Origin of the sequence: Desertibaculum subflavum, from assembly GCA_003576705.1 — a bacterium.
GTDB lineage: Bacteria > Pseudomonadota > Alphaproteobacteria > Ferrovibrionales > Ferrovibrionaceae > Desertibaculum > Desertibaculum subflavum.
This window is the reverse complement of record QOZS01000048.1, coordinates 1-16,765: the sequence shown is the minus strand read 5'-3', so window position 1 is coordinate 16,765 and position 16,765 is coordinate 1. Positions and strand designations below refer to the sequence as shown.

13 protein-coding genes and 1 tRNA gene are annotated in these 16,765 nt (G+C 67.9%); 3 read left to right on the top strand and 11 right to left on the bottom strand.

Annotated features, from left to right (window positions below; genetic code table 11):
* Nucleotides 1-9: 9 nt before the first annotated feature.
* Nucleotides 10-882 (bottom strand): metallophosphoesterase family protein, encoded by an 873-nt coding sequence (locus DT074_RS21280; protein WP_119421879.1) that lies wholly within the window; start codon nucleotides 880-882, stop codon nucleotides 10-12.
* A gap of 26 nt (nucleotides 883-908) precedes the next feature.
* Nucleotides 909-995, bottom strand: a tRNA-Leu gene (locus tag DT074_RS21275).
* Nucleotides 996-1,148: 153 nt separating this feature from the next.
* Between DT074_RS21275 and DT074_RS21270 the strand changes: the two genes are divergently transcribed.
* A complete protein-coding gene (locus tag DT074_RS21270; protein WP_119421906.1) occupies nucleotides 1,149-2,927 on the top strand; it encodes a B12-binding domain-containing radical SAM protein in 1,779 nt (592 codons plus the stop codon).
* A gap of 14 nt (nucleotides 2,928-2,941) precedes the next feature.
* On the opposite strand, the gene DT074_RS21265 is transcribed toward DT074_RS21270, so the two are convergent.
* The gene (locus DT074_RS21265; RefSeq protein ID WP_162915075.1) at nucleotides 2,942-3,670 is read right to left on the bottom strand and encodes a hypothetical protein; all 729 of its coding nucleotides are present in this window, start codon (nucleotides 3,668-3,670) and stop codon (nucleotides 2,942-2,944) included.
* Nucleotides 3,667-5,253 carry an AMP-binding protein gene (locus DT074_RS21255; protein ID WP_119421876.1) on the bottom strand — a complete coding sequence of 529 codons (1,587 nt, stop codon included), beginning with the start codon at nucleotides 5,251-5,253 and terminating at the stop codon, nucleotides 3,667-3,669. The genes DT074_RS21265 and DT074_RS21255 overlap by 4 nt, the downstream gene beginning before the upstream one ends.
* A 119-nt stretch (nucleotides 5,254-5,372) precedes the next feature.
* On the opposite strand from DT074_RS21255, the gene DT074_RS21250 reads away from it, so the two are divergent.
* The gene (locus tag DT074_RS21250; RefSeq protein WP_119421875.1) at nucleotides 5,373-6,548 is read left to right on the top strand and encodes a pyridoxal phosphate-dependent aminotransferase; all 1,176 of its coding nucleotides are present in this window, start codon (nucleotides 5,373-5,375) and stop codon (nucleotides 6,546-6,548) included.
* 6 nt (nucleotides 6,549-6,554) lie between these two features.
* Here DT074_RS21250 and DT074_RS21245 read toward each other — a convergent pair whose 3' ends face one another.
* Entirely contained in the window at nucleotides 6,555-7,304 is a 750-nt protein-coding gene (locus tag DT074_RS21245) for a Crp/Fnr family transcriptional regulator (protein WP_368744825.1), read from the bottom strand.
* 40 nt (nucleotides 7,305-7,344) lie between these two features.
* Between DT074_RS21245 and DT074_RS21240 the strand changes: the two genes are divergently transcribed.
* Nucleotides 7,345-8,361: a sensor histidine kinase gene (locus tag DT074_RS21240; protein ID WP_119421873.1), complete on the top strand. Its 1,017-nt coding sequence runs from the start codon at nucleotides 7,345-7,347 to the stop codon at nucleotides 8,359-8,361.
* Nucleotides 8,362-8,403: 42 nt separating this feature from the next.
* Here DT074_RS21240 and DT074_RS21235 read toward each other — a convergent pair whose 3' ends face one another.
* The 6 genes from DT074_RS21235 to DT074_RS21210 form a co-directional block, all read right to left on the bottom strand.
* Nucleotides 8,404-10,083, bottom strand: coding sequence for a carbamoyltransferase C-terminal domain-containing protein (locus DT074_RS21235; RefSeq protein ID WP_119421872.1), 1,680 nt, complete (start codon nucleotides 10,081-10,083; stop codon nucleotides 8,404-8,406).
* Nucleotides 10,080-10,772, bottom strand: coding sequence for a tetratricopeptide repeat protein (locus DT074_RS21230; protein WP_119421871.1), 693 nt, complete (start codon nucleotides 10,770-10,772; stop codon nucleotides 10,080-10,082). The genes DT074_RS21235 and DT074_RS21230 overlap by 4 nt, the downstream gene beginning before the upstream one ends.
* A gap of 284 nt (nucleotides 10,773-11,056) precedes the next feature.
* Entirely contained in the window at nucleotides 11,057-12,343 is a 1,287-nt protein-coding gene (locus DT074_RS21225) for a putative 2OG-Fe(II) oxygenase (protein WP_119421870.1), read from the bottom strand.
* Between the two features lie 26 nt (nucleotides 12,344-12,369).
* Complete coding sequence (locus DT074_RS21220) at nucleotides 12,370-13,515, bottom strand: acyl-CoA dehydrogenase family protein (RefSeq protein ID WP_119421869.1); 1,146 nt, start codon at nucleotides 13,513-13,515, stop codon at nucleotides 12,370-12,372.
* 28 nt (nucleotides 13,516-13,543) lie between these two features.
* Nucleotides 13,544-14,689: an acyl-CoA dehydrogenase family protein gene (locus DT074_RS21215; RefSeq protein ID WP_119421868.1), complete on the bottom strand. Its 1,146-nt coding sequence runs from the start codon at nucleotides 14,687-14,689 to the stop codon at nucleotides 13,544-13,546.
* Nucleotides 14,690-14,776: 87 nt separating this feature from the next.
* Complete coding sequence (locus DT074_RS21210) at nucleotides 14,777-16,570, bottom strand: acyl-CoA dehydrogenase C-terminal domain-containing protein (RefSeq protein WP_119421867.1); 1,794 nt, start codon at nucleotides 16,568-16,570, stop codon at nucleotides 14,777-14,779.
* Nucleotides 16,571-16,765 lie beyond the last annotated feature (195 nt).

Sequence of the window (16,765 nt, the reverse complement as noted above, 5' to 3'; positions counted from 1 at the left end):
GCCCGCTCATCAGTTTCCGGCTTGCGCCCACAACAGCCGATGCGGAGCGATCGGCCGTCCGCGCTGTGCGAGCTCGCGGGCGGGCAGGATGTCGCAACTCGGCCACAGACCGGTCTCGAGGGCGCCCGCGTAGCCTTCGGGCAGACCCGCTCGCCGCATCTTGGATGCTGCTGTGGCGTGGTCATAGGAAATCGCTTGGTGCTCGATGGCGAGACCGTCCGGCCCCGGCGTCAGCAGGCTGTACCAGACATGCGGCGTGCCGTCGTTTGCCGGCATGCCGATGGCGCCGGAATTGTGCCACAAGCGGCCGGCGACGATGCGGCTGAACGGCAAACCGCAATGCCCCGCGATGACGCCATCGCAGCCGCTCAGCGAGATCTCCCGACCGAGCGTCGTGGCATCGGTCGAGGCAAACAGGAATGCGTTGATCGACTGCACGCCACCGTGCACGACCGCGAGGCGGCGGCCGTCCACTACGATATCGATACGGCGCGGCAACTCCCGCATCCATGCCTTGTCGGCCGCGCTGATCTGCCTCCGAGCGTGGGCGTACCAGGCCACCGAGAGCACGTCGCAAGCCGATCCCGCGGCGAAGCCACAACCGCAATCCTCGGCGTCGAAGCCCAGGGCTTCTTCGCAATTGCCCATCACGACATGGACGCCGGATCGGCGGATCAGATCCACCGCCGCGGCGGCGTCGGCCCCGTAGGCGACGACATCGCCCGTGCATATGGTCCGCGCCGGCGGAATGCCGAGCCCGGTCGCACGTTGGAGCACTTCTTGCGTCGCTTCGAGATTGCTGTAGCAGCCACCGAAGACGAGAACCGGGCCATCCGTTGCGAGGGCCGGCGCTGCGCTCTCTTCATCCAGGCTTGCCGTCATCCTCGGAGTGCCCCTCGCAAAGCAACTGGTGCGGGCGGGGGGAGTCGAACCCCCACGGGCTTGCGCCCAACGGATTTTAAGTCCGATGCGTCTACCGGTTCCGCCACGCCCGCAGTGCCGCAACCCTAGCCGAATCGATGTTGACGTGAATCGCCATTTCTGGGTTCGCGATCTTAACATTGTCGGGTAACGTGCCCGCCGTGGCGGGGACGACGGATGCGGGGGAGCACGTGGAGGAAGCCGGCCGACAGCTGTTCCACTTCGTGATGATCAAGCCGTCGCATTACGACGACGACGGCTATCCGATCCAATGGTTCCGCTCTGCCATTCCGGCCAACACGCTGGCCGTGCTGAACGGCATCGCGCTGGACTGCCAGCGTCGCCAGGTGCTCGGCCCCGATGTCGAGATGCGGTTCTACACCTATGACGAAACCAACACGCGGATCCGGCCGAAGCGGATCATGCGCGAGATCCGCCGCGCCGGCGGGCGGGCGCTGATCGGCTTCGTCGGCGTACAGTCGAACCAGTTTCCGCGCGCGGTCGATCTGGCGCAGCCTTTCATCGCGGGCGGCTTCCAGGTCGCGATCGGCGGTTTCCACGTGTCGGGCTGCCTGTCGATGCTTCCGGAGCTGCCGGCCGAGATCAAGGCGATCCAGGCTCAGGGCGTCACCGTCTTCGCCGGCGAGGCGGAGGACCAGACGCTGGACGAGGTGCTCCGCGATGCCTATGCCGGCACCTTGAAGCCGCTCTACAATCACATGAAGAACCTGCCGGCGCTGGAAGGCCAGCCGACGCCCTTACTCTGGCGCGATGCCGTGGAGCGTACCGAGGGCATGCGGGCGAGCTTCGATCTTGGCCGCGGCTGCCCGTTCCAATGCTCGTTCTGCACCATCATCAACGTGCAGGGGCGCAAGAGCCGGTTCCGCACGCCGGACGACCTGGAGCGGATCATCCGCGAGAACGCGGCGCTCGGCATCGAGAAGTTCTTCATCACCGACGACAACTTCGCGCGCAACCGCGACTGGGAAGTGCTGCTCGAGCGGCTGATCCACCTCCGGGAGAACGAAGGCTTCAAGATCAAGCTGGTGATCCAGGTCGACACGCTGTGCCACCGGATTCCGAACTTCGTCGACAAATGCGTGCGTGCCGGCGTGCACCGGGTGTTCATCGGGCTGGAGAACATCAACCCCGACAACCTGATGGCCGCCAAGAAGCGGCAGAACAAGATCACCGAGTACCGCCTGATGCTGCAGGCGTGGCGGGCGCACGGGGTGACCACCTATGCCGGCTACATCCTCGGCTTCCCCGGCGACACCAAGGAGTCGATCCTGCGGGATGTGGAGATCATCAAGCGCGAGCTGCCGATCGACCTACTGGAGTTCTTCTTCCTGACGCCGCTGCCGGGCTCGGAGGACCACAAGGTCCTGCTGACCAAGGGCGCGTGGATGGACGCGGATCTCAACAAGTACGACCTGAACCATCGCGTCAGCCATCATCCGAAGATGTCGGACGCGGAATGGGAAGACGCCTATCGCGCCGCCTGGCACGCCTACTATACGCCCGGGCACATCGAGACCGTGATGCGCCGGGCGGCCGCCGTGCGCCATGGCCGGCCGCGGGTCAAGATGCGCCTGCTCGTCTGGTTCTACCTGATGTACCGCTACGAAGGCGTGCATCCGCTGGAGGGCGGCATCATCCGGCGCAAGTACCGCCGCGACCGCCGGCCCGGCCTGCCGATCGAGAATCCCATCGCCTTCCACGCGAAGTACATCGCGGGCACCGCCTACAAATGGTTCCACTACGCCCGCTGGATGTTCGACGGCAATCGGATGTACAAGCGCATCCGCCGCGATCCCAAGCACAAGGCCTACAGCGATCTTGCCATCGCGCCGCCTTCCGCCGACGAGATGGCGAGCCTCGCCATGTTCAACGAGACCCAGGGCGGCACCGCCGCGGTGGCGAAGAAACAGGGCGAGGATGCGAGCCGCGCCCGCGTCGCCAAATCCGCCGGCCGCGCGACCGTTCAGACCGAGGCCGCCGAATAGGCGCTGCTGCCGGTCTATTCGATGCAATGCGCCTTCAGCTCGGCATCGGCGCCGGGAAAGGATCGGCCGGGCCCGTGGCGCAGCAGCCGCTCCTGGTCGGTGGCAGCTGCCATCGCCTTCCCCATGGTCTCGACAAGCTCGCGGAACCGCAGCAGCGCCGGCGTCTGGTTCGCCTCCGCGAAGGCTTCGACCGCATCCTCGCTCGGCTCGGCCCGGCTCTCGGCCATGAGGTCGGAGCCGGTGGCATAGGGACTGAGCGGGCGCGCGAGTCCGATCCGGTTCAGCAGGACGAATCGGTCGAATTCCTCGATCACCCGATCGACCAGATTGTCGAGCTGCGCGGGTCGGCCGATCTCGCGGAGTTCCCGCACGATCGGGTCGGCAGCCGCCTGTCGCAGGTCCTCCAGGGCGTTGTCGCCGCCGAGGCGTCGGAACTCTCTCTCGGCCTTCGCCGCGTCGATGAATTCGAACATCATGTCGATCCAGGCCTGGCCGCGGCGAACCAGCAGCTCCTCGCCGAAGGCCGCCAGCGCCGCGGGTTCCAGGCCCTTGGCGCGGAGGCAAGCCGGATCCGCGCTCTCCTGAAGGATTGCGCCGAACTCACGCAACACCGCCCGGCCATAGCTGTCGGCAAAGGCCTGCGCCACCGCGACCGGCGGCAGCGCCGCCAGGAAATCGGGCTGCGCCGCCCTGGCCCCGACCGGCAGCACGAGCAGGGCCGCGAGCAGCGCCGCAAGCCTCATCCGACGAGCTCCACCGCCATCTGCCGCAGCCGCGCGCGCTGGATCTTGACGCCATTCGGGCCCGAGGTGGTCGGCATTTCGGCAAGCGCGACGATCCGCTTCGGCACCTTGTAGCCGGCGATGCCGCTCTTGGCATGGGCGAGCAGCGTCGCTTCGTCGATGGCGCAGCCCGGTTTCAGCGTGACGAACCCGACGGCGCGATTGCCGTCCGCGGTCGGGACCGCGACCACCTGCGCCACCTCCACCGCGGGATGGCGCTGCAGAAAGTCCTCGACCTCGGCCGGCGCGACCAGGAAGCCGCCGAGCCGCATGACGTCGCCCATGCGGGTCAAATACTGGAAGCGGCCATCGCCTTCGAGCTGGCCGAGATCGCCGGAGCGAAACCAGCCGTCATCGGTGAAGGCCTCGCGGGTCGCTTCCGGATTGCCGAAATATTCCTTGAGCAGGCTCGGCGCCTTGAATTCGAGCTCGCCCGCCTCGCCGGCAGGGAGCAGCCTGCCGCTCTCCGGATCGCGCACCCGCACGCCGGCCTTGGGCGAGACCGGGGTGCCGCCGCCCTTGGCGCGCTCCGCCGGCGGCGCCGTCTCGGACTGGCGCGAGAACAGTGCCTGCACCTCGCTCATGCCGTAGAGGCCGACCAGTGCCAGCCCCCGCTTGTCGGCCATGGCGATCATCTCCGCCGGCGTGTGGTTGAAGGCGGCAAAGCCCATGAAGCGGAGATCGGGGAACGGCACCGTCTCGTTCGACCAGTCGAGCAGGCGGCGGATCATGTCGTCGGTCGCATTGGCCTGGCCGATGCGGAACTCCTTCAAAATGCGGCCCGCGCGCTCGACGTCGAACACCGGCAGGGTATGGATCGGCGCGCCGGCCTGCAGCGCCGCCATGGTGCCGGTGAAGCCGAACACACCGCAGAGCGGCAGCATCTGCAGCACCTGCGCGCCCGGCCGGTCGAGGGTGAAGCCCGGCGCCACGTCGGCCGCATGGTCGATCACGCTCGATTGCGCGTGCAGCACGAATTTCGGCGCCTTGGTGGTGCCGGAGGTAGTGAACATGGCGACGCCGTCGCCGCGCCGGCCGTCGCCGGCCAGTTCGGCACCCCGCAGCAGATCGGCATAGGCGACCGTCCGCGCGCGACCGATCGGCGGCAGGACCTTCGGCTTGTCGCCGGGTTCGCTGTAGAGGATCAGCGTCTCCAGGCGGTCGAGGGCGCCCCTTGGCACCTCGGCCAGGATGTCGAGGAAGGGAATGTCGAGGAAGGCCGGCCAGAGCACCAGCGCCTTAGCGCCGGAACGGCCGACAATGTCGCCGACCTCGTGCGCCTTGAAGCGCGTATTGACCGCCGCCGCGATGGCGCCGAGCCGGGCGCAGGCGAAGAACAGCGTCAGATAGGCCGGCACATTGGGCAGCCAGAACGCGACCCGGTCGCCGCGGCCGATGCCGAGCCGCGCCAGCCCGCCCGCGACCCGGCGGCTCTCCGCCGCCAGCCGCGCGAAGTTCATCGTGTCGCCGCCGGCGATCACGGCCGGCGCGTCGCCCCGCGACCGGGCGTGGCCATCGAGCCAGGCGCCCAACCCTTCTTGCATGCTTCCTCCAACCGATACGCGGCGTTCGAATTACAACGCCGACGCACTTGGCGCCAGAGGCCGGCAAACCAGCTAGGATCGCAACCATTGGGATCGGGATTCGTCAGGAGCTTTCGCCCGTGCGTTATTCACCCTTCGTCGATCGCGTGGCTGGCCGCGGCGCCGGCGCCTGGGCCGTGCATATGGAGGCGCTGCAGCTCCGCGCCGCCGGGCAGGATCCGATCCTGCTGACGGTCGGCGATCCCGACCAGCCGCCGCCCGAGAAGGTGATCGAAGCCACGATCCAGGGCTTGAAGGCCGGCCATACCGGATATGCGCCGATCGCCGGCCTGCCGGAGCTGCGCGCCGCCATCGCCGCCCGTGTGCAGAGCCGCAGCGGCAAGCCCTGCACGGCGGAGAATGTCGTGATCGTGCCCGGCACCCAGGGCGGCCTCTACACCGCCCTGCAATGCCTGGCCGGGCCGGGCGACGAGGTGATCGTGCCGGAGCCGATGTACGCCACCTACGAGGCCGTCGTCGGCGCCTCCGGCGCCACCATGGTCAACGTGCCGCTCCGGCCGGAGACGGGGTTTCATCTCGACATGGCGGCACTGGCCGCCGCCGTCACCCCGCGCACGCGCGTCATCTGGATCACCAGCCCGCACAACCCGACCGGCGCCGTGATGACGCGGGAGGAGGTCGAGGAAGTGGCGCGGCTCTGCCGGCGCCACGATCTCTGGCTGGTCTCCGACGAAGTGTACGAGGACCTCGCTTTCGCCCGGCCGCATGTGCATGCCTGGGGCCTGGAGGGCATGGCCGAGCGCACCGTGGTCGTGTCCAGCCTTTCCAAGAGCCATGCCATGCCGGGCTACCGCATGGGCTGGATCGTCGGTCCGCCGGAGCTTGCGCGGCACCTGTTCAACCTGCTGCTCTGCATGCTCTACGGGGCACCGCCCTTCCTGCAGGACGGGGCCCTCGCCGCCTTTCGGGGCAATCTGCCGGAAGTGGCGGCGATGCGCGCGGACTACCGGCGCCGTGCCGGGCTGATGGCGCAGCTGCTGGCCGAGGCGCCGAACTGCAAGGTGACGCCGCCGGAGGGCGGCATGTTCGTGATGCTCGATGTGCGCGGGACGGGGCTCGGCTCCGACGCATTCGCCCGCGGCCTCTTGAAGGCGGAGAGCGTCGCCGTCCTGCCCTGCGACGGCTTCGGGCCGAGCGCAGCGGGTCAGCTCCGCATCTCCCTGACAGCCGGCGATGCCCGCCTTGCGGAAGCGGCGACGCGCATCGTCCGCTACGCGCGCAGCCTGGCTAGCTGAAGCGAGCTAGATAAGCGGTCGCGGCGGCAGCGGCGCCTCGAAATAGTCGGCCAGCCGCTCCAGGGCATGCGGATCGGTCAGCTGCAGGCGCGAACGGCGGTATTGGAACAGACCGATACGCACCAGGCGGCGCATCGTCTTGTTGGTGTGAACCAGCGAGATGCCCAGCGCGTCGGCAATGTGCTGCTGGGTGATCGGCAGCAAAAGCCCATCCTTTTCCACCAATCCCAGGCCTTGAGCGCGCTTGTAGAGTTGCATCAGCAACGCGGCCACCCGCTCGGCCGCACTGCGCCGGCCGACGCTCAGCAGATTGTCGTCGACCATGCCTTCCTCGTGCGCTGTCAGCCAGGTGATGTCGAAGGCGAGCTCGGGAAAGTTGGCATAGAGATCCCATAGACGGCGGCGCGAGAAGACGCAGAACTCGGCATCCGTGAGCGCCTCGACGGCATGCGGGGAAGCGTCGAACATGTTGGCCTGCACGCCGATCAGATCGCCCGGCAGCAGAAAATTCAGGATCTGCCGCCGCCCGTCGGACAGCGTCTTGTAGCGGAAGGCCCAGCCGCGATAGAGCGTGTAGAGGCGCGGATTCACGTCGCCGGCGCGGATCAGCTCATGCCCCTGCGGCGTCGCGATGTGATCGACCTTCAGTCGGCTCAGGAAGCCCAGGGCGCGGCCCGAGATCGCCTTGAAGGCTTCGCTGCGCCGGAGCGGGCATTGCCGACAGGATGGCCGCGGAATCGATCGGCCTCGGGTCAATGCGGGGCTCCTATAACCGTTGCGGATCGTGTCATTTGACATGAACGCGCTCTTCCGCGCGGGCTATAGCCAACGCATGACCCAGCCTTTCGGTTCCCGGCCGCCCCTTGCCCATTGGCCATGGGCCGGCGCAGCCGGCGGCGTCGGCTGGCTGCTTCTGGCAATCATCACCCTGACCGCGGCGCGGGCGGATGGCGGACCGGCGATCACCGTGCTGCTCCTCCCCGCCATCGTGATTGCGGGCTTTGTCGGCGGGGCGTGGCCCGCCGCTCTGGTTGCCGCGCTCGCCGTGGCGGCCGCCTATCTGGTCGCCGCCGCATCGCCGGAACCCGCGCCTTGGCCGGTGGTTGCGGCGTTCGCCGCGGCAGCAGCCGCCATTGCGGCGGCGATGGGCTCGATGCATCGCACCATCGAGTTGCTGCGCAACGAGAACCAGGCCGCGCAGGCGGCCTTGGCCCTGCGGCAGACGCTGTTCCAGGATCTGCGGCATCGCATCGCCAACACGGTGCAGTTCGCCGCCAGCCTGCTCCGGCTGCAGCGTCGCCAGATCGGCGACGACCCCGACACCGCCCGGGCCGCACTCGACACCACCATCCATCGGCTGGAGATCATGAGCCGCATCCACCGCAACCTCTATGACCCGGCCGGGCTCGACCGGGGCTTCGAGGAGATGATGCGCGCGATCTGCCAGGATCTGCTCACGGCAACCGACACGGTCGGCGTGAAGTGCACGGTGCAGGGCATGCCGCCGCGGCTGTCGGCCGAGAAGACGTTGTGCTTGATGCTGATCGTTACCGAGACGATGATCAACTCGCTGAAGCATGCCTTCGAACGCGGCACCGCGGGCAGCATCGCGGTGCAGGTGGCCCGGCTCGGCGACGGTCACGTCGAGCTCAGCGTGCGCGACAATGGCAGCGGACTGCCCGCCGGGTTCGATCCGGCCGTCGCGGGCGGGCTCGGCCTCCGCCTGATTCGCAGCCTGGCGCAGCAGCTCGGCGGCGAGGTCAGCGTGTCGAGCGACGGCGGCACGATAACGCGCGTGGTGTTCCCGGCCTGAGCGCCCGGCCTGAGCGCCCGGACTGAGCGCCCGGACTGAGCTCTATGCAGGACGCTCGACGACGGTGCCCTCCAGCACCAGCAGGTCCATCCCCGAGGCAAGGAAGGTCTGAAGCGCATCGGCCGGCGTTTCCACGATCGGCTCGCCCGCAATGTTGAACGACGTATTGAGCACGACCGGCACGCCCGTCCGCGCGCCGACCGCCCGGATCAGGCCATGGAAGGCGCCATTGTCGTCGGGGTGAACCGTCTGCACCCGTGCGGTGCCGTCGACATGGGTGATGGCCGGCAACTTCTGCGGCGAGCGCACGCGCGCCACCCGCATCATCACCGGCGAGACGCCTTCGAGGTCGAACCAGGAAGCGGCCTGTTCGTGCAGCACCGCGGGCGCATAGGGCCGATAGGGCTCGCGGCGCTTCACCTTGGTGTCGAGCACCGGCTTGGTCGCCGCGGAGCGCGCATCGGCGATGATGCTGCGATGCCCGAGCGCGCGCGGGCCGAACTCGCTGCCGCCCTGGAACCAGCCCACCACCTTTCCGCCGATGATCGCCGCGGCAGCCCGTTCGGTGGCAGCGGCGAGGCCGACCGTCGCGTACGGCGCCCCTATTGCCCGCGCCGCGCCTGCGATCTCGGCATCGGCGTAGGCGCGCCCCCAGCTGTCGCGCACCTTTTCCGTCTCGCGCCGTCCGGTCAGCCGATGGTGCGCGGCGAGCGCCGCGCCCAGCGCGGTGCCGTTGTCCTCGCAGGCACCGTTGAGGTGCACGTGTGCGAACGGCCCCTCGCGGATCAGCCTCTCGTTCGCCAGGATGTTCAGGGCGACGCCACCGGAATAGCAGAGATCGCGCGCCGGATGCCGGCGGTGCAGGAAGCGCGCGAGGTCGAGCAGGAAACGGTCGGTGCATTCCTGCACGTGCGCCGCGAGGTCGGCGTAGTGCGCGTCGCTCACCACATCGATGCGCGAGCGATTCGGCCGGCGGAACTGCTCAAAGGCGAGATCGAAGCGCAGCTCCGCCTCGCCGCTTTTACCGAACCCGGCGAGCGCGCAGTCGCGAAAGCGGGCCGGATCGCCGAACGGCGCGAGGCCCATCACCTTGCCCGCCTCGTGCATGTCGTCGAAGCAATAGTCCGAGCACCACTCCCAAAGATGCCCGAGGCTGCGCCGGAAACGCCGCGTGCCGCCGGGGGCGGGTCGGCCACGGCCGACCGCGTTGCGGTAGACGAGCTCCAGCCGGCGCCCGTCGTACCGATAGGCCGATATCGTCTCCTTGCCCTCGTCGTGAATCAGCCGCACCGCGTCCGCCGCCTCGGCCTCGGCGACCGCAAGCTCGGGTCGGTGGTATTCGAAGCTGCCGCTGCCGTCGACCACCAGGACCAGGGCGTCGGTCGTCTCGGCCCAATGCACGGCATATTCCGCATGCGCCAGATGATGCGGCACCGAGACCACCGGTACCGGCACGCCAAGGTGCAGTTTCGGGTCGAAACGCCAGACGTCCCACGGCGTCGAGGTTGCCACCGCGGCCAGCGCGCCGGCCTCGATCCCCGCGGCGTCGAGGCAATAGCGCATGGCGCAGCGCAAGGCCTCGTTCGGCTGATCGAAGGCCGTGCCCTGCCGCTTCTGCCGGGTCAGCCGCTCGGATTGCACGGCGACCACGACCCTTCCGTCCCGGATCAGCGCGGCGCCGCCATTGTGGCTGGCGGCGACGCCCAGGATCCAGGTGGTCACTGCGGCGCGCCCCGCCCGGTATCGGGCGCCGCGACCATCGCGGCCAGCGCCGCCAATGCCTCGGGATTGTCCGGGGCGAAGCGGATGGCGCCGCGATAAGCGGCCTCGGCATCGCGCTGGCGGCCGAGGGCGAAGCGAACCCTGCCCAGCTCGATCCAGGCCTGGACGAAGCCCTGGGCCAGCGCCAGGGCCTCGCGATAGGCGGATTCGGCCTCGGCGAAATTGCCCTCGGCGAAGGCCGCACGACCGATGCCGAACAGAGGTTCCGGCAGCAGCGGCGCGAGCGTCGCGGCGTGCCGATAGGCCAGTTTGGCCGCCAGAGCGCGACCGGCGGCGAGGTGCAGGTCGGCGCCGTTCATCCAGGCGCCGAGATGCCGGGGATCGGCCGCCGTGACCGCCTCGAAATCGGCGAGGGCTTCGGGCTGCCCCAGCATCCGGCGCAGACAGCCGAGATTGAAGCGAATGGCAAGGTCGTGCGGGCGCAGGGCGGCGGCGCGCCGAAGCAGGGCGACGCCCTCCGCCGGCCGGCCCGACTGCGCCTCCACCACACCGAGTTCCGCCATCATTGCCGCATCCCGCGGCGCCTGCGACAGGGCGCGGCGCAGCAGATCACCTGCCTCGCGCAGCCTGCCCGCCGCGACCGCGCGACGTGCCTGGAGGCGCAGCGCTTCGATCTTGCCGGCGCTCATCGCCGACCCCGCGCCGCAATGTCACCGCGCGCCTGGAAAATGCCGTCGGAAGAGCCCGGAAACGGCTTCGGCCGCGCCGGACTTTGCGCCATCGTAACCGCACCCGGCCGGTCGACCGCGCACGCAACGCGCCGCATTTGCGAGGAACCCTAAACGATTTCTGTTTTGTGACGCCAAGTATAGCGAGCGCGAATCCCCGCAAGCTCTGCAGAAAACGCGGCAGTGCCCAACTTAGCTATGACATGCTTTCCTGTTGACTTTACTTGGGAGGCAACCGGAAGCCGTCACGCCGTGGGCACGGCGTCGAAGGCGATGCTGATGCGGGCGCGGTCGGCGCGGAACGGAATGGTGCGATGCCAGAGATGCGAGGGGAACAGCAGCATCGCCCCCTCTTCCGGTCGGATGGTGCGGATCAGCCCTTCATCGCCGGCGCCGAATTCCGGCGGCGGCCGGCCAAACTCGATGAAGCCCGCCTCGCCCGCCGCTACTGACCCGATCGGCGACGGCACGCGCACGTAATAGACGCCGCTCGCCGCGCCGCCGGGATGGTTGTGCGTCGCCTGGTGGCCATCGATATCGAGCACGGTCGCCCAGATGTTGAGGCGCCAGGCTTTCGGCGCCTGACCATCTGCCGCGAGAAAGGCGTTCAGCGCCCGGCGAACCTCGCCCACGAGCGCGGCGATCGCCGGATCCGGATCGTCCCCCAGATTGCCGGTCTGACCGCCATTGCGGGTCGTCTTGCCGGCACGGCCACGGACCAGCGTCGGGTGCTGCTCCGCCGCCTGCGCCAGTGCGACATGGAAGGCGGTCAACGTCGGATAGGCCGGCGGCAATGCGATCGGGTGCCGGCGCACCAGGCGATCGGCGTCGAGCAGAAGGGCGGCCCTGGCCCGGTCGCCGAGGCGGATGGCTGCCGCGGCCCGGGCGCCGAGCGCCCGCGCATGGCTCGGCGTCCGCGCCAGAAGGCGATCGAGCGCCGCCGCGGCGGCGGCCGCATCGCCGGATTGCAGCTCGGCGATGCCAAGGCTGCAGGCGATGTCGGAATTGGCAGGCGCCAGCGCAAGGGCGCGGCGCAATGCATCCCCCGCCCCCGTCGCGTCTCCGAGCTTGAGCCGCGCGGCACCGAGATTGGCCAGCGCCTCCGGCCGTCGCGGGTCGAGCTCGACCGCGCGGGAAAAAGCGGCGGCGGCGGCCTCGGCATTCTCCGCACGGGTCAGCGCGAAGCCAAGCCCTAGCGCCGCATCCGCAAGGCCCGGCGCCAGCTCGGCCGCGCGCCGGAAACAGCGCTCGGCCTCGGCCGCGTTGTCGAGCCTGAGCTGCAGCGAGCCGAGATTCATCCAGGCCGCGAGCGCATTCGGCGCCAGGCGCAGGACGCGTTCATAGCCTGCCCGCGCCCGTTCGGTGCGCCCGGCCTGGTCGGCCAGCGCCGCCAGGTTGAACTGGAACTCGGCATCGCCAGGGCGCGCCTTCTGCAGCGCGTCGAGCCGCCGATCCGCTTCGGCGATCCGCCCGGCCGCATAGAGCCGGGCCGGCTCGGCGAGTGGATCTGGTCGAGGTGCCGGGGGCCGCATGCGGCCACCTTAGCGCATCGCCGGACCTAGAGCGTCCGGGCGACGATTTCCTTCATCACCTCGCTGGTGCCGCCGAAGATGCGCTGCACGCGGGCATCGGCGTAAGCGCGGGCGATCGGGAATTCCCACATATAGCCCCAGCCGCCAAAGAATTGCAGGCAGGTATCGACCACGCGGTTCGACATCTCGGAGGCATAGAGCTTCGCCATCGCCCCGGTCGCCGGGTCGAGCTCGCGCTTGACCACCGCCTCGATGCAGCGGTCGACGAAGACCCGCGCCACCTGGATCTCGGTCTTCACCTCGGCCAGGCGGAACTTGGTGTTCTGGAAGTCCATGATCGACTGCTTGAAGGCCTTGCGTTCCTTCACGTAGTCGACGGTGTGGCTCAGCACCGAATCCGCCATCTCGACATTGCGGATGGCGATCTGCATGCGCTCCCAGGCGAGCTCCTTCATCAGCTGGATGAAGCCCTTGCCCTCCTCACCCAGCAGGTTCTCGCGCGGCACGCGGACGTTGTCGAAGAAGAGCTCGGCGGTGTCCTGCGCGTGCATGCCGATCTTCTTCAGCTTCTTGCCCTTCTGGTAGCCCTCGGTGCCGGTATCCACCAGGATCAGCGAGATGCCCTTGGCGCCGGCGGTCGGATCGGTCTTCGCCACCAGCACGACGAAGTCGGACATGTAGCCGTTGGTGATGAAGGTCTTCTGGCCGTTGATCAGGAAGTGGTCGCCCTGCTTGATCGCGGTCGTCTTCACGCCCTGCAGGTCGGAACCGGCGCCGGGCTCGGTCATGGCGATGCAGCCGATGATCTCGCCCTTGGCCATGCGCGGCAGGTACTTCTGCTTCTGCGCCTCGGTGCCGTAATTGAGGATGTAGGGCGCGACGATGTCGGAATGCAGCGAGAAGCCCGGGCCCGAGTTGAAGGTGCGGGCCTGCTCCTCGATCAGCACCGCGCTGTACAGCCGGTCGACGCCGGCCCCGCCATATTCCTCCGGCATGGTGGCGCAGAGGAAGCCCGCCTCGCCCGCCTTCGCCCAGGCCTCGCGGCTGATCTGGCCGGCCGCCTCCCACTCCTCCCGATGCGGGGTGATCTCGCGTTCGTAGAAGCGGCGAACATGGCTGCGGAACTCGTCGTGCTCCGCCTTGAAGATGGTACGCGGAATGGTGCCGTTCATGGTCTCGTTCCCTTGCGTCAGCCGGCGTTCAGAGCGTGCGGCTGATCAATTCCTTCATGATCTCGTTGGTGCCGGCGTAGATCTTCTGCACGCGGGCATCGGCATAGGCGCGGGTGATCGGGTATTCCCACATGAAGCCGTAGCCGCCATGCAGCTGCAGGCACTCGTTCAGCACGCTGTTCTGCAGGTCCGAGCACCAGTATTTCGCCATCGCGCCGGAGGCGGCGTCGAGCTCGCCCTTCACCACCAGCTCCAGGCAACGGTCGACAAAGGCGCGCGCCGCCTGGATCTGCGTCTTGAGATCGGCGAGCTTGAAGCGGGTGTTCTGGAAATCGGCGATCGGCTGGCCGAAGGCCTTGCGCTCCTTGGTGTAGTCGACCGTCCATTGCAGGGCCGCCTCGGCATTGGCGATGGCGGAGATCGCGACCTGCAGCCGTTCCCAGGCCAGCTCCTTCATCAGCTGATAGAAGCCCTGGCCTTCCTTGTCACCGAGCAGGTTCGAGACCGGCACGCGGACGTCGGAGAAGAACAGCTCCGAGGTGTCCTGCGCATGCATGCCGAGCTTCTCGAGATTGCGGCCCTTGGTGAAGCCCGGCATGCCGGCCTCGACCAGGATCAGCGAGATGCCCTTGGCGCCCTGCTTCGGATCGGTCTTGGTGACCAGGATGACGAGGTCGGCGTTCTGGCCGTTGGTAATGAAGGTCTTCTGGCCGTTGATGACGTAGTGATCGCCGTCGCGGATGGCGGTCGTCCGCACGCCCTGCAGGTCGGAGCCGGTGCCGGGTTCGGTCATGGCGATGGCGCCGATGACGTCGCCCTTGGCCATGGCCGGCAGGTACTTCTTCTTCTGCTCTTCCGTGCCGTAGTTGAGGATATAGGGCGCGACGATGTCGGAATGCAGCGACCAGCCGGGGCCGGATGTATTCGCCCGCGCCTGCTCCTCCATCAAGATGGCGCTGTACAGCCGGTCGACGCCGGCGCCGCCATATTCCTCCGGCATGGTGGCGCAGAGGAAGCCGGCATCGCCCGCCTTCTTCCAGGCGGAGCGCGGCACGACGCCGTCCTTCTCCCACTGGGCGTGATGGGGAACGATCTCGCGCTCATAGAACTTGCGCACCTCGGCCCGGAACAGGTCGTGTTCCGCCGTGAAGACGGTTCGCGGCAACCAGGTCATATCTTGGGCTCCATCCCGAACTTTATTTTTCTGGTCATGGCACAGCGGGCGCCACGCTGCAACGTGGCGCCCGAAAGCACAGCGGAATCAGAACGCCTCGGCGTCCAGCTTCATCATGCTGTCGGCGCCGGCCTGGATCTTGGCGAGCAGGCCCGACGTATCCGGCAGCATGCGATCCATGAAGAACTTCGCGGTGACCAGCTTGGTCTCGTAGAACGGCTTGTCGTCGGCACCATTGGCCAGCTTCTCGTGCGCGATCTTGGCGGTGCGCGCCCAGACATGGCCGAGCGCCACCAGAGCGAACATCTTCAGGTAATCCGACGAGGCGCCCCCGGCCTCGTCCGGGCTCTTCATGCCCTGTTCGGCTATCCAGGCGGTCGCCTGCTGCAGCCGGGCGAAGGCCTTGGCGAGCGGCATGACATAGTCCTTGGCGATCTTCGCGTCAGTCATGTTCTCTTGGATGAAGCGGTCGATGGGGTGGAAGAAGGTGCGCAGCAGCCGCCCCATCCCCTCCGGCAGCTTGCGGCCGACCAGGTCGAGCGCCTGCACGCCGTTGGCGCCCTCGTAGATCATGGCGATCCGGGCATCGCGCACGAACTGCTCCATGCCGTGCTCCCAGATATAGCCGTGCCCGCCCAGGCATTGCTGCGCCATGGTGGCGGTCTCGTAGCCCATATCGGTGAGGTAGGCCTTGATCACCGGCGTGACGAGGGCGACGTAGTCCTCCGCCTCGCGCCGCGCCGCCTCGTCGGGGTGCTTCTGCGCGAAGTCGATCTTCAGCCCGGTCTCGAGGGCAAAGGCGCGCGCACCCTCGGTGAAGGCCTTCATCGTCATCAGCATGCGCCGGACATCAGGATGCACGATGATCGGATCGGCCGGCTTGTCCGGCGCCTTGACGCCGGAGATCGAGCGCATCTGCAGCCGGTCCTTGGCATAGGCGAGGCCGTTCTGGAACGCGACATCGCCGACGCCGAGACCCTGGATGCCGACGCCGAGCCGGGCCGCGTTCATCATGGTGAACATCGCCCGCATGCCCTTGTGCGCTTCGCCGATCAGCCAGCCCTTGGCGCCGTCATAGTTCAACACGCAGGTCGAGTTGCCGTGGATGCCCATCTTGTGCTCGATCGAGCCGCAGGTGACGCCGTTGCGCTCGCCGAGGCTGCCGTCGGCGTTGACCAGGAATTTCGGCACGATGAAAAGCGAGACGCCCTTGATGCCCGACGGCCCGCCGGGGATCTTGGCCAGTACCAGGTGGATGATGTTCTCCGCCATGTCGTGCTCGCCGGCGGAGATGAAGATCTTGGTGCCGGTGATCTTGAAGCTACCGTCCTTTTGCGGCTCGGCCTTGGTGCGCATCAGGCCGAGATCGGTGCCGCAATGCGGCTCGGTCAGGTTCATGGTGCCGGTCCAGCTGCCCTCGATCAGCTTCGGCAGATAGGTCTTCCGCTGCTCGTCGGTGCCGTGCTTCAGGATCGCCTCATAGGCGCCGTGGCTGAGGCCCGGATACATCGAGAAGGCCATGTTGGCCGCCGTCATCATCTCCGACATGACGAAGCCGACAATATGCGGCAGGCCCTGGCCGCCGAAATCCGGCTCCGCCGTCAGGCCGGCCCAGCCGCCCTCGACGTATTGCTTGTAGGCTTCCTTGAAGCCGGTCGGCGTGGTCACCACGCCGTCCTTCAGCTTGCAGCCTTCCTTGTCGCCGATCTGGTTGATCGGGGCGATCACCCCTTCGACGAACTTCGCACCCTCCTCCAGGATCGCGTCGACCGTCTCGCGCGTGGCGTCCTGGAAGCCCGGCAGGTTGGTGTAGTTGTCGAGCTGGATCAGCTCGTTCAGCACGAAGCGGTAATCCTTCAGCGGCGCGTGATAGGTCGGCATAGGGGCAGGCCTCCTAGCGAGTGTATTCCCCCCCCCCGCCGGTAGGCGGGGGAGGGTCGGGGTGGGGGTTTCCAGCGGGTCCGAACCGGTTAGATATCGGACAGAGTAGACCGGATAGATGCCTGACAGTTTTTGTGGGTCGGCGAGAGGGATCTGCCGATGCCATGGAAAGAGACGAGTGAGATGGACGAGAAG